Annotated in this window: 13 protein-coding genes; 12 read left to right on the top strand and 1 reads right to left on the bottom strand. The window is 63.1% G+C overall.

Features of this window, described 5'->3' with window-relative positions:
- Window positions 1-7: 7 nt before the first annotated feature.
- Window positions 8-505, bottom strand: a complete 498-nt coding sequence (locus ACZY0R_RS29595) for a YhbY family RNA-binding protein (RefSeq protein WP_035860547.1) — start codon at window positions 503-505, stop codon at window positions 8-10.
- A 194-nt stretch (window positions 506-699) separates the two neighbouring features.
- Here ACZY0R_RS29595 and ACZY0R_RS29590 point away from each other — a divergent pair, with 194 nt between their 5' ends.
- From ACZY0R_RS29590 to ACZY0R_RS29535, 12 genes are all read left to right on the top strand, one after another.
- Complete coding sequence (locus ACZY0R_RS29590; RefSeq protein ID WP_035860545.1) at window positions 700-1,365, top strand: RlmE family RNA methyltransferase; 666 nt, start codon at window positions 700-702, stop codon at window positions 1,363-1,365.
- Between the two features lie 103 nt (window positions 1,366-1,468).
- On the top strand, window positions 1,469-3,352 hold the full coding sequence (gene ftsH / locus ACZY0R_RS29585) for an ATP-dependent zinc metalloprotease FtsH (protein WP_488863390.1): 1,884 nt from the start codon (window positions 1,469-1,471) through the stop codon (window positions 3,350-3,352).
- Between the two features lie 249 nt (window positions 3,353-3,601).
- Entirely contained in the window at window positions 3,602-4,399 is a 798-nt protein-coding gene (gene folP, locus ACZY0R_RS29580; protein WP_488863388.1) for a dihydropteroate synthase, read from the top strand.
- An 87-nt stretch (window positions 4,400-4,486) separates the two neighbouring features.
- On the top strand, window positions 4,487-5,833 hold the full coding sequence (gene glmM / locus ACZY0R_RS29575) for a phosphoglucosamine mutase (protein WP_488863386.1): 1,347 nt from the start codon (window positions 4,487-4,489) through the stop codon (window positions 5,831-5,833).
- Between the two features lie 258 nt (window positions 5,834-6,091).
- Window positions 6,092-7,126, top strand: a complete 1,035-nt coding sequence (pstS, locus tag ACZY0R_RS29570) for a phosphate ABC transporter substrate-binding protein PstS (protein WP_488863384.1) — start codon at window positions 6,092-6,094, stop codon at window positions 7,124-7,126.
- A gap of 242 nt (window positions 7,127-7,368) precedes the next feature.
- Window positions 7,369-8,334 carry a phosphate ABC transporter permease PstC gene (gene pstC / locus ACZY0R_RS29565; protein ID WP_045238378.1) on the top strand — a complete coding sequence of 322 codons (966 nt, stop codon included), beginning with the start codon at window positions 7,369-7,371 and terminating at the stop codon, window positions 8,332-8,334.
- The gene (gene pstA / locus ACZY0R_RS29560) at window positions 8,331-9,227 is read left to right on the top strand and encodes a phosphate ABC transporter permease PstA (RefSeq protein ID WP_045238377.1); all 897 of its coding nucleotides are present in this window, start codon (window positions 8,331-8,333) and stop codon (window positions 9,225-9,227) included. Before pstC ends, pstA begins: the two co-directional genes overlap by 4 nt.
- 53 nt (window positions 9,228-9,280) lie before the next feature.
- Window positions 9,281-10,069, top strand: coding sequence for a phosphate ABC transporter ATP-binding protein PstB (gene pstB / locus ACZY0R_RS29555; protein ID WP_045238376.1), 789 nt, complete (start codon window positions 9,281-9,283; stop codon window positions 10,067-10,069).
- Between the two features lie 56 nt (window positions 10,070-10,125).
- Window positions 10,126-10,830 carry a phosphate signaling complex protein PhoU gene (phoU, locus tag ACZY0R_RS29550; RefSeq protein ID WP_035860529.1) on the top strand — a complete coding sequence of 235 codons (705 nt, stop codon included), beginning with the start codon at window positions 10,126-10,128 and terminating at the stop codon, window positions 10,828-10,830.
- A 26-nt stretch (window positions 10,831-10,856) separates the two neighbouring features.
- Window positions 10,857-11,564, top strand: coding sequence for a phosphate regulon transcriptional regulator PhoB (gene phoB, locus ACZY0R_RS29545; RefSeq protein WP_045238375.1), 708 nt, complete (start codon window positions 10,857-10,859; stop codon window positions 11,562-11,564).
- Window positions 11,565-11,736: 172 nt separating this feature from the next.
- Window positions 11,737-13,080: a phosphate regulon sensor histidine kinase PhoR gene (gene phoR, locus ACZY0R_RS29540; protein ID WP_488863381.1), complete on the top strand. Its 1,344-nt coding sequence runs from the start codon at window positions 11,737-11,739 to the stop codon at window positions 13,078-13,080.
- A gap of 142 nt (window positions 13,081-13,222) precedes the next feature.
- A complete protein-coding gene (locus tag ACZY0R_RS29535) occupies window positions 13,223-13,399 on the top strand; it encodes a LysR substrate-binding domain-containing protein (protein WP_488863379.1) in 177 nt (58 codons plus the stop codon).
- The last annotated feature ends 23 nt before the right edge of the window (window positions 13,400-13,422 follow it).

Here is a 13,422-nt window from a genome sequence, read left to right as displayed (position 1 = left end):
CAGTCGCTCAGTCGAGCGCTTTCTTCTTCTGGCTGGTCGGACGGGCACGCGCACGCTTGACGTTGCCGCCAGCGGTGACGCGCTCATTGCCCAGCACGGTCACTTGCGAGCGCTTGGGGCGGCGATTGGGCGCGGCGCTTGGCTTCCTGACGGTCACGGTGCGCGGCGCGGCGCCGCCACGCGGGGCCAGGCGGCCCAGTTCCTGCGGACGATTTTCCTTCAGGACGGCCGGACCCGGGCGCCATACCACCAGCAGCTTGCCGATATGCTGGATCGGGGCGGCGCTGAGATCCTCGCAAATGGCTTCGTACATGGCGATGCGGCTTTCGCGGTCGTCGCCGAACACGCGGATCTTGATCAGGTCGTGAGACGCCAGGCTGCGGTCGATTTCGGCCAGGACGGGCCGGGTCAGGCCCTCGCCGCCGATCATCACGACCGGGTTGAGGCCATGGGCACGTGAGCGGAGTTCGGAGCGCTGGGCGGGAATGAGTTGAAGAGCGGGCATAAGTAAAGCGCAGGCGAGGGCGCAAATGGGCGCGCAAGTGGTGCGCAAACCAAGGCACCGAAGTGCCGAAAAAGCGAATCGGCGCGTATTATCCGTCAAACTGGCGCGGTCAGGCTGCAAAATCAGCAAAACGAGTGAAAAACGCACGGTCGACCGCGGGTCGGCGGCGTTTTTTTCAAACAGATGTCTCCGGAATGGCCAAGAACAAATTCAATCAGGCGTGGTTGCACGACCATATCAACGACCCCTACGTCAAAATGGCGCAGCGCGAGGGCTATCGGGCCCGCGCAGCGTATAAGCTGAAGGAGATCGACGAGCAGGACAAGCTGATCCGTCCCGGCCAGGTCATTGTTGACCTGGGCGCTGCCCCCGGCAGCTGGAGCCAGTACGCCCGCAATAAGCTGGCGGCTTCGCCGCGCGCCAAGGACGGCGGCATCGACGGTGCAGTGATCGCCATCGACCTGCTGCCCATGGAGGCAGTCGCCGACGTCACATTCATCCAGGGTGACTTCCGCGAGGAGGACGTTTTCCGGCAGCTGGAGGAAATCGTGCTCCAGGCGTCCGGCGGTGCAAAGATCGACCTTGTATTGTCGGACATGGCCCCCAATTTATCAGGTGTGGCCTTTGCCGATGCTGCCCGTATCGATTACTTGTGCGACCTGGCGCTGGAATTTGCCCAGGCGCATCTGAAGCCGGAGGGCTCATTGCTGGTAAAGTGTTTCCATGGCAGCGGTTACAGCCAGATCGTGGAGAAGTTCAAGCGCCAGTTCAAGGTGGTCGCCAAACGCAAGCCCAAGGCGTCGCGCGACAAGTCTTCAGAGACCTTCATTCTTGGGCGTTACCTCAAGTCGGCGGGGTGAAGCGAGCCTATCGCTTCGATCAATTTGCTTTTTCCCCCGACACCGGGCGCTGCATTACAATGCAGCTATCCCGTTGGCAAGGCGTTCGTAAAGGAGTTTGGCCTTGAATAACAACCTGTTTCAAAAGGCGGCAATCTGGCTCGTGATCGCGCTGGTGTTGTTTACCGTCTTCAAGCAGTTCGACAAGCCCCGCGCGCAGGAAGGCGTCACCTATTCGCAGTTCATGGATGATGCCAAGGCCGGCAAGGTGGGCCGGGTCGACGTGCAAGGCCGTAATCTGGTGGTGACGCCCAAGGAAGGGCAGAAGTACACCATCATCTCGCCGGGCGACATCTGGATGGTCGGCGACCTGATGAAGTACGGCGTTCAGGTGACCGGCAAGGCTGACGACGAACCCAATATGCTGGTGCAGGCCCTGTACTACCTCGGGCCCACCCTGCTGATCATCGTGTTCTGGTTCTACATGATGCGGCAGATGCAGGGCGGCGGCAAAGGCGGCGCCTTCTCCTTCGGCAAGTCGCGCGCGCGCCTGATCGATGAAAACCAGAACGCGGTCACCTTCCAGGACGTCGCCGGTTGCGATGAATCCAAGGAAGAAGTGGTCGAGCTGGTGGACTTCCTCAAGGATCCGCAGAAATTCCAGAAGCTGGGCGGCCGTATCCCGCGCGGCGTGCTGCTGGTCGGCCCTCCGGGCACCGGCAAGACGCTGCTGGCGCGCGCGATCGCCGGCGAAGCCAAGGTGCCGTTCTTCAGCATCTCCGGTTCGGACTTCGTTGAAATGTTCGTCGGCGTGGGCGCGGCCCGTGTGCGCGACATGTTCGAGAACGCCAAGAAGCAGGCTCCCTGCATCGTCTTCATTGACGAAATCGATGCGGTCGGCCGTCACCGCGGCGCCGGCATGGGCGGCGGCAACGACGAGCGCGAGCAGACCCTGAACCAGATGCTGGTCGAGATGGACGGCTTCGAGGCCAACTCGGGTGTGATCGTGATCGCCGCCACCAACCGTTCAGACGTGCTGGACAAGGCGCTGCTGCGCCCGGGCCGTTTCGATCGCCAGGTGTACGTCGGCCTGCCCGACATCCGCGGCCGCGAGCAGATTCTCAAGGTCCATATGCGCAAGGTGCCGATTGGCAACGACGTCGACGCCTCGGTAATCGCACGCGGTACCCCGGGCTTCTCGGGCGCCGATCTGGCCAACCTGGTCAATGAAGCCGCACTGTTCGCCGCCCGCCGCAGCAAGCGCGTGGTCGACATGCAGGACTTCGAGGACGCCAAGGACAAGATCTACATGGGTCCGGAGCGCAAGTCCACGGTCATGCGCGAAGAGGAACGCCGTGCTACCGCGTACCACGAGTCCGGCCATGCGGTGGTGGCAAAGCTGCTGCCGAAGGCGGATCCGGTGCACAAGGTCACCATCATGCCGCGCGGCTGGGCGCTGGGCGTGACCTGGCAATTGCCTGAGCACGACAAGTACTCGAAGTACAAGGACAACATGCTCGACGAGATCGCCATCCTGTTTGGCGGCCGCGCGGCGGAAGAGGTCTTCCTCAACGCCATGAGCACCGGTGCTTCCAACGACTTCGAGCGTGCCACCAAGACGGCCCGCGACATGGTCACCCGCTTCGGCATGAGCGATACGCTGGGTACCATGGTGTATGTGGATACCGAGCAGGATGGCATGTTCGGCAAGATGTCGTCGAAGACGGTGTCGGAAGCCACCCAGGTCAAGGTGGACGCGGAAATCCGCCGCATCGTCGACGAACAGTACAGCCTGGCCAAGCGACTGCTCGAGGAAAACCGCGACAAGGTCGAGGCAATGACCGCGGCCCTGATGGAGTGGGAAACCATCGACGCGGACCAGGTCAACGACATCATGGCAGGCAAGCCGCCGCGGCCGCCGCGTGGTGCCTCCAGCCAGAACGGTGGTGGCAACACCCCGTCGGGCGGTTCGCCGGTGGCCCCCGCCAACGCACCCGCCACGGCCTGAGCGGCATAGCCGGCGGGGCAACGACGCCGGCGGACCAGTAGCCCTGGTGCCGTAGTGGTGGCTGTAGCGTTTGTTCACCAAGCCTGAAGCCGGCGCCTTGTGCGCCGGTTTTTGCTTTGCTGGCGCCGCATATTGCGCAGCCAGGTTTCTTTTATCGTCTCTCGCTCTCGTATCTTGTCGTCGATCTCAACTGATTCGTATTTCCAATGCGGCCGCTACCGATTCGCGCGTGACCGCCGACCCCTGGTGATGGGTATCCTCAACGTCACCCCGGATTCCTTTTCCGATGGTGGCCAGCATGCCGGCCGCGATGCCGCCTTGCGGCATGCCGAACGCATGATTGCCGAGGGCGTGGACATCATCGATATCGGCGGCGAGTCGAGCCGGCCAGGATCGGCGGCGCTGCCGCTGGAGCAGGAGCTGGAGCGCGTGCTGCCGATGGTCGAGGCGCTGCGCGACTGTGGCCGGGCCTTGTCGATCGATACCTACAAGCCGGAAGTCATGCGCGCCGCGCTGGCCGCCGGCGCCGACCTGATCAATGACATCTGGGGCTTCCGCATGCCCGGTGCGGTCGAGGCGGTGAGCGGGGCGGATGCTGGGCAGGCCGCGTTGTGCGTGATGCACATGCAACGCGATCCGCAAACCATGCAGGAGCACCCACAGTATGAGGACGTGGTACGCGACGTGGCCGACTTCCTGCGGGAGCGCATCGGCGTGCTGCGTGATGCGGGCATCGACGATGCCCGTATCACGCTGGATCCGGGTTTTGGCTTCGGCAAGACACCGGATCATAATCTGCGCTTGCTGGGCCAGTTGCCGCAACTCGCCGTGGAAGGATTGCCCCTACTAGTGGGGTTGTCACGGAAGTCGACGCTCGGCACGATTCTGGGCGGCCGCCCGCCGCAGGAACGCGTCGCCGCCAGCCTGGCCGCGGCGGTGTGCGCGGCGGAGCGGGGTGCGTATATCGTGCGCGTGCATGATGTAGCGCAAACCGTGGATGCCCTCAAGATCTGGTGGGCCATCCGTCATGAAACAATTGCCAGTTAACATTTGTTTTGATTATTGGCATCCAGCATTGCGCATTTAGCCCTTAGCATTCGGCATCGCAAGACAGAACAACGGGAGAAAGACCTTATGACACGCAAGTACTTCGGCACGGATGGGGTGCGCGGCAGGGTAGGCGAGGCGCCGATCACGCCCGACTTCATGATGCGCCTGGGCTATGCGGCGGGCATGGTGCTCGCCCATGGCGCGAAGCAGCAAGACCAGGCGCGTCCGACCGTGCTGATTGGCAAGGACACGCGTATCTCCGGCTATATGCTGGAGGCCGCGCTGGAGGCCGGCTTTACCTCGGCTGGCGTCAACGTGCTGCTGACCGGGCCGCTGCCGACTCCGGGCGTGGCGTATCTCACGCGCGCCCTTCGCCTGTCGGCGGGCGTGGTGATCTCCGCCAGCCATAACCCCTACTACGACAACGGCATCAAGTTCTTCTCGGCAGATGGCGACAAGCTGCCCGACTCGGTGGAAATGGCGATCGAGGAGGCACTGGAAGAGCCGATGGTGTGCGTGCGCTCGGACGATCTCGGCCGCGCACGCCGCATCGAGGATGCCGCCGGCAGGTACATCGAGTTCTGCAAGAGCACGTTCCCCTACGAGCAGGACCTGCACAAGCTCAAGCTGGTGGTGGATTGCGCCCATGGGGCCGCTTATCACATTGCCCCCCACGTTTTCCACGAACTGGGCGCCGATGTGATCTCGATCGGCAACCAGCCAGACGGACGCAATATCAATGCGGGCTATGGCGCCACCGCGCCTGAGAAGCTGATCGAGGCTGTCAAGGCCAATGGCGCGGACATGGGCCTGGCCTTCGATGGCGATGCCGACCGCTTGCAGGTGGTGGACCGCGACGGCCGTCTGTTCAACGGTGACGAACTGCTTTACCTGATCGTGCAGGACCGTCTCCATGCGGGGCAGGCCGTGCAGGGCGCGGTGGGCACGTTGATGACCAATATGGCGGTCGAGCTGGCGCTAAAGCGCCAGGGCGTGGAGTTCGTGCGCGCCAAGGTGGGCGACCGCTATGTGCTGGAGGAACTGAACAAGCGCAAGTGGACGCTTGGCGGCGAGGGCTCGGGCCATCTGCTCTGCCTTGACCGGCACACCACCGGCGATGGCATCGTTTCTGCCTTGCAGGTCCTGGCGGCATTGCGCCGTAGCGGCAAGAGCCTGGCCCAGTTGCTGGAAGGTGTTTCGCTGTTCCCGCAGACGCTGATCAACGTGCGGGTCGAAAAAGGCTTCGACTGGGAGTCGCACGCCGGATTGAGCGCGGCGCGTGCTGTGATCGAGCCGCAACTGGAAGGCCGCGGCCGTGTCCTGATCCGTGCGTCGGGGACGGAGCCGGTTGTGCGCGTGATGGTCGAGGCCGAGCAGGCCGATACCGCGGAGCAGGCGGCGCAGACGCTGGCGGACGCGTTGCGGGCCTGAGCATCGATTGATTCGACGCGGTCACGAATGCCGGGCATTGCCCGGCATTTTTTTACTCAAATCAGCAATTAACCGGCGGATTTAAAGACCAGAAGCGAGAGTGGAAGGGGATGAGAGGCAGGTGTCTTATGTGAGTCGAGGCTAACTTTCCAGTCGCTAGCAAGAAGATCTCGTGATGTCATGGAATTGTCATATAGGGGGCATACAGTTCGACTTGTCAAAAAATTGTCATTCCCCAACCATGTCTCTGGAGGACATATGAAGCTGGTCAAGACTGCCGTTGCAGGCATCGTGTCGTTGGTGGTGGCGGGCACTGCGTTCGCGGCGGAAATTACCGGTGCTGGCGCATCCTTCCCGGCGCCCGTCTATTCCAAGTGGGCCGACGCATACCAAAAGGCAACGGGTAACAAGGTCAACTATCAATCCATCGGCTCGTCCGGTGGTATCAAGCAGATTGGCGCCAAGACCGTCGATTTCGGCGCTTCCGACGCCCCCCTGAAGGACGAAGACCTGGCCAAGCAAGGCCTGGTGCAGTTTCCCACGGTGATCGGCGGCGTGGTGCCGGTGATCAACCTGCAAGGTATCAAGCCGGGCGAACTGACCATCACCGGCGAAGTGCTGGCCAACATCTACCTGGGCAAGATCAAGAAGTGGGACGATCCCGCCATCAAGGCGCTGAACCCGCACGCCAAGCTGCCGAACCAGGACATCCTGCCGGTGCGCCGCGCCGATGGTTCGGGCACGACCTTCATCTTTACCAATTACCTGACCAAGGTCAGCCCCGAGTGGAAGAGCTCGGTGGGCGAGGGCACCACGGTCAACTGGCCGGGCGGCGGCACGGGTGGCAAGGGTAACGAAGGCGTTGCTGCTTTCGTGCAGCGCCTGAACGGCGCCATCGGCTACGTCGAGTACGCCTACGCCAAGCAGAACAAGATGACCCACCTGAACATGAAGAACGCTTCGGGTGCCGTGGTCCAGCCGGGCGACGATGCCTTCAAGGCAGCCGCTGCCGGTGCCGACTGGAGCAAGACGTACTACCAGATCCTGACCAACCAGGCTGGCAAGGCGGCATGGCCGATCGCCGGCGCCACCTTCATCCTGGTCCACAAGAACCAGGAAAAGCCGGCACAGGGCGCGGAAGTGCTGAAGTTCTTCGACTGGGCGTACAAGAGCGGTGGCAACATGGCCAGCGATCTCGACTACGTGCCGCTGCCGGACGCCGTGGTGAACCAGATCCGCGCGACCTGGAAGAGCTCGGTCAAGGACGGTTCGGGCAAGGCCCTGTACAACTGATCGGCCGGCTGCGAACCCGGCCGCATGTGCGGGCCGGGATTGCAGCTTCGCCTGCCTGGCGTCCAAAAGGCGCCGGGCAAGCGACAAAGCACTACGCAGCAGCAAAGCAGCATCACAGCAGAAACAGCAACGCAGAACGTATGGCAGACATCCCGGCACCCGCAGCGCAATGCGCAGGCTCACGGGCCTGAGCGGGCGGAGCAGCCGGCGGCCTGCCCTTAACCGAACTCCAAAACCACATCATGGCGACTACATCCGATCTATCCGCTGTGCGGCCACCCAGCCGTACCGGTGACATCTTGTTTGGTGGCCTGACGCGCGGCGCCGCCATCGTGACCTTGCTGCTGCTGGGCGGCATCATCGTATCGCTCGCAATCAGCGCGTGGCCCACCATCCAGACCTTCGGCCTGCGCTTCCTGTGGACCGCCGAGTGGGATCCACCCGCCGATGTCTACGGCGCCCTGGTGCCCATCTACGGCACCATCGTGACCTCGCTCATCGCCTTGATCATTGCAGTACCCATCAGCTTCGGTATCGCGCTGTTCCTGACGGAACTGTCGCCAGCGTGGCTGCGCCGTCCGCTCGGCACGGCCATCGAGCTGCTGGCGGCGGTGCCCTCGATTGTCTACGGCATGTGGGGCCTGCTGGTCTTCTCGCCCATTTTCGGCGAGTACTTCCAGAAGCCGCTGGCCGCCACAGTGGGCCAGGTGCCGCTGATCGGCAAGCTGTTCCAGGGCGCGCCGCTGGGCATTGGCCTGCTGTGCGCCGGGGTGATCCTGGCGATCATGATCATTCCCTACATTGCCTCGGTGATGCGCGACGTCTTCGAAGTCACGCCGGTGCTGCTCAAGGAATCGGCCTACGGGGTCGGTTGCACCACCTGGGAAGTGATGTGGCGCGTGGTGCTGCCTTACACCCGGGCCGGCGTGATCGGCGGCGTAATGCTGGGCCTGGGCCGTGCGCTTGGCGAGACCATGGCCGTCACCTTCGTGATCGGCAATACCAACCTGCTGGACAACGTCTCGTTGTTCTCGCCGGGCAACAGCATCACCTCCGCCCTGGCCAACGAATTTGCCGAAGCCGGCGCGGGCCTGCATACCGCCGCGCTGATGGAACTCGGCCTGATCCTCTTCTTCATCACTTTCGTGGTCCTGGCGCTGTCAAAGATTCTGCTGATGCGCCTGGCCAAGAACGAGGGCGCAAAATGAGCCAAGCCGCAATGTCTTCCACTTCGATGCCGGCAGTGCGCCCGGATGCGGATGCCACGCGCGCGCGCCTGCAGGCACGCCGCCGCCGCACTAACTTCTATGCCCTGACCGCGTCGCTGGGCGCGATGGGTTTCGGCCTGTTCTGGCTGGCGTGGATACTCTGGACCACCATCTCGCTGGGGGTGGGCGGGTTGTCGATGGATCTGTTCACGCAGATGACGCCGGCGCCGAATACCGTCGGCGGCGGCCTGGCCAATGCGATCTACGGCAGCTTCGTAATGGTCGGGCTGGCCACGCTGTGCGGCACGCCGCTGGGCATCCTGGCCGGGATTTACCTGGCCGAATACGGCAAGACTTCGCCGCTGGCCAGCTTCATCCGTTTCATCAACGACATCCTGCTGTCGGCGCCGTCGATCGTGATCGGACTGTTCGTCTATGCGCTGGTGGTGACCCGCATGGGCCATTTTTCCGCCTGGGCCGGCATCTGCGCCCTGGCGCTGCTGCAAATCCCGATCGTGGTGCGTACCACGGAGAACATGCTGAACCTGGTCCCGAACGCGCTGCGCGAGGCGGCCTTCGCCCTGGGCACCCCCAAGTGGAAGATGGTGCTGTCGATCACGGTGAAGTCGTCTTATGCGGGCATCGTTACCGGCGTGCTGCTGGCGGTGGCCCGCATCGCCGGCGAGACCGCGCCGCTGCTCTTCACGGCCTTGTCCAACCAGTTCTGGACCAGCGACCTAAACAAGCCGATGGCGAACCTCCCGGTGACCATCTTCCGCTTCGCCATGAGCCCGTTTGTCGAATGGCAGCAACTGGCCTGGGCCGGCGTGTTCCTGATTACCGTTGGGGTGCTGGCGCTGAACATCCTGGCCCGCATTCTGTTCAAGAAATGACCAGCGGCGTGATAGCCACACGGCATTCCCGAAATTCCTTGCGAGAGACGAGCATGACCTCGACCGTCATCGACATTCCCGACACGACCCGCGCCAAGATCGACGTGCGCAACCTGAACTTCTACTATGGCCAGTTCCATGCGTTGAAGAACGTCAACATGTCGATCCCGGAGCGCAAAGTGACGGCCTTCATCGGCCCGTCCGGCTGCGGCAAGTCGACCCTGTTGCGTACCTTCAACAAGATGTACGCGCTCTATCCGGAGCAGCGTGCCGAGGGCGAGATCAACATGGACGGCGAGAACCTGCTGACCGCCAAGCAGGACATCGCCCTGCTGCGCGCCAAGGTTGGCATGGTGTTCCAGAAACCCACGCCGTTCCCCATGTCGATCTATGACAACATTGCCTTCGGGGTGCGCTTGTTCGAGAAGCTGTCTCGCTCCGAGATGGACGACCGCGTTGAGTGGGCACTGTCCAAGGCTGCGTTGTGGAACGAGGCCAAGGACAAGCTCAACCAGTCGGGCTATGGTCTGTCGGGCGGGCAGCAACAGCGCCTGTGCATCGCACGAGGCATCGCCATCCGCCCCGATGTGCTCTTGCTAGACGAGCCGTGCTCTGCTCTCGACCCGATTTCGACCGGGCGCATCGAAGAACTGATTGCGGAGCTGAAGGATGAGTATACGGTGGTGATCGTGACGCACAATATGCAGCAAGCCGCGCGCTGCTCGGACTACACCGCATATATGTATCTGGGTGAACTGATCGAATTCGGCGAGACCGAGAAGATCTTCATCAAGCCGCATCGCAAGGAAACCGAAGACTACATCACGGGCCGTTTCGGCTGATTTGAGCGTTGTGCACATAACGCATAGCATGCAAATAGAGCGGCTAGGAGAACAACATGTCTGACAAGCACCTGTCGACCCAATTCGACGCCGACCTGAACGCCATCAGCACGAAGTTGCTGCAGATGGGTGGTCTGGTCGAGTCGCAGATCGAAATCGCCATGCGGGCGCTATCGGAGTTCGATGCCGATCTCGCCGACCAGGTGATCGCGCGCGAGCAGCAGCTCAACGCGCTCGAGCTCGAGATCGATGCCGATTGCGGCAATATCATCGCGCGCCGGCAACCGACCGCGCGCGACCTGCGCCTGGTGATGGCGATTTCCAAGACCATCACCAATCTGGAGCGCGCCGGTGACGAGGCGGAGAAGATCGCCAAGCGCACCAAGCACATCATGGAAGACTCGGGTGCCCACCAGATCAACTATTCCGAGGTGAAGCTCTCGGGCGATATGGCCATCGCGCTGCTGCGCCAGGCTCTGGACGCCTTTGCGCGCCTGGACACCGTGGCCGCGGCCCGGATCGTCAAGGAAGACAAAGCCATTGACGAAGAATTCCGCGCCTTTGTGCGCAAGCTCATCACCTACATGATGGAAGACCCGCGTACGATCTCGGTCGCGCTCGACTTCCTCTTCATCGCCAAGGCAATCGAGCGTATTGGCGATCACGCCAAGAACATCGCCGAATTCATCATCTACATCGTCAAGGGAACCGACGTCCGCCACGCCTCGCGTGAGGACATGGAGCGCGAAGCGCTGAGTTAAAACGGCGCCACTGCGGAGAAAACTACATGCCAAGCAGCATTCTTGTTGTCGAAGACGAACCGGCGATCGCCGAACTGATCGCGGTCAACCTGCAACACGCGGGACATTATCCGATCCGGGCCTATAACGCCGAGCAGGCACTGTCGCTGATGAGCGACGTGTTGCCGGACCTGGTGTTGCTCGACTGGATGCTCCCGGGCAAGTCGGGTGCAACCTTCGCCAAGGAGCTGCGCAACAACGACCGTACCAAGCAGATTCCGATCATCATGCTGACCGCGCGCAGCGAGGAGCAGGATAAGGTACTGGGGCTCGAGGCCGGCGCGGACGACTACGTCACCAAGCCGTTCTCCCCCAAGGAACTGCTGGCCCGCATCAAGGCCGTGTTGCGCCGCCGCGCACCGCAACTCACCGACGACGTGGTTGCCATCAATGGCCTGCGCCTTGATCCGGCCACGCACCGTGTCACCGGCCAGGACGAGACCGGGCTGATCAAGCTGGATCTGGGTCCCACCGAGTTCCGCCTGCTGCACTTCCTGATGACGCATCCGGAGCGCGTGCACAGCCGCTCGCAGCTGCTGGACCAGGTCTGGGGCGATCACGTGTTCGTCGAAGAGCGGACGGTCGACGTCCATATCAAGCGCCTGCGTGCCGCGCTGACCCCCGGCGGGTACAGCAATATGATCGAGACGGTGCGGGGCAGCGGGTACCGCCTGGCGCGCGCGCCCAGCCACTGACACCTGGCTTGCCACGCCTTCACCGGCGTGGCGCCTGTCGCCGGACGGGCGGCCGCTCGCTGGCCGCTCGCTTGTTGCCTCGCTTGTGGCCCTGTTTCTTGTGGCCTGTTTCGTGGCACACTCCACCGCATTCCCTGCGGTCCTGCCGCCTGCCTGACCTTCTTCCTTCTTCATGAACGTCATCTGGGCCCGTTCGGCGGCCATCCTGATCTTCCTGGCCCTGGCTTCGTCCGGGCTGTACTTCCTTGTAGGTCCCGTACCCGCGCTGGCCGTGATGTGCGCCGCGCTGCTGGGACTCTTGCTCTACTACCTGTACCAGATCAACCGCCTGTGGAAAGTGCTCGACGCGCCGGCCTACGGCGAGATTCCCAGCGCGCTCGGGCTGTGGGGCGAGGTGTATTACCGACTGCATCGGCTGGTCAAGCGCTGGCGTACCCAGGTGCTCCAGGTCGAGCAGCAACATACCCGCTTTATCCAGGCCATCCAGGCTTCGCCCAACGGCGTGTTGATGCTCGACGACGCCGACCAGATCGAGTGGTGCAACGACGTGGCCGAGCAGCACTTCGGCCTCAATGCGCGGCGTGACGTGCGCCAGCGCATTACCCACCTGATCCGGCGCCCCGAGTTTGTGCAGTATCTGCACCTGCAGCGTTTCGACGATCCGCTACTGATGCGCGACATGGGCGAGCACAAGCGCAGCGTGATTGCCGTACAGATCCTGCCTTACGGGGAGAACCGCAAGCTGGTGCTGACGCATGACATCACCAAGTTGGAGAACACCGAGGCGATGCGCAGGGATTTCGTCGCCAATGTCTCGCACGAGTTGAAGACGCCGCTGACGGTACTGACCGGCTTCCTGGAGACGGTGCGCGACCTGCCGGTATCGGAGCAGGATCGCAACCGCTATCTCGACATGATGCTTGTGCAGTCAATGCGCATGCAGCACCTGGTCGAGGACTTGCTGGTGCTGGCCAAGCTGGAAAGCGACGAGCAGCCGCCGAGCCCGGAGCGCATCGACATGGCCGAACTGGTCGGGCACCTGGTGCATGACGCCGAGGCGCTGTCGCAGGGCGGCCATCAGGTGTCCGCGCAGATCGATCCGGCGGTGGTGATCCGCGGCGCGGAGCGGGAACTGCTGTCGGCATTCGGCAACCTGGTTTCCAACGCGGTGCGCTATACGCCCGAGGGCGGGCGCATCGGCATCGCGCTGACGTACGAGAACGAGCACGCCATCTTCTCGGTCAGCGATACGGGCCTGGGCATCGCCGCCGACCATATCCCCCGCCTGACCGAGCGCTTCTACCGGGTCGATCGCAGCCGCTCGCGCGATACCGGCGGCACCGGCCTGGGGCTGGCCATCGTCAAGCACGTGCTGTCGCGCCATCATGCCGATCTGCGTATCACCAGCGAGGTAGGCCGCGGCAGCGTGTTCCGCGTGGTATTCCCGACCGATCGCAGTGGCTACATGCCGGCCGCCGTGCCGCGCCCCGGCCAGCCGCCGCAGAAGGCAGCCTGACCAGGGCGATTCTCGGTGGTCAGTCGCTGGCCCAGACCGGAGGTTTGCGGCTGGCCCAGGGCATCGACTGCTCCAGTTTGGCCGGCCAGCCGGAACAGCACATCCTCCTGTGCCAAACCCGCACCGAACGATGGCGCTGGACATGAGCATGCAAGGTGAAGTGGAGGCCGGGCGCCTGCGGCGCGTGCTGCCGTGGTGGACGGGCCCGGTGCAGGAGTTCAACGCGATGTTCCCGCGCGGGCGTATGCCATCGCCCAAGGTCCGGGTCTTCGTGGATTGCTTGCGCGCGTCCTTGCAGCCGCTGGCCACGGCGCGCTAGGCGTTCCGCGCCAACAGTGCCAC

Source organism: Cupriavidus sp. F041 (assembly GCF_057814235.1).
This window is presented reverse-complemented; position numbering and strand designations above follow the sequence as displayed.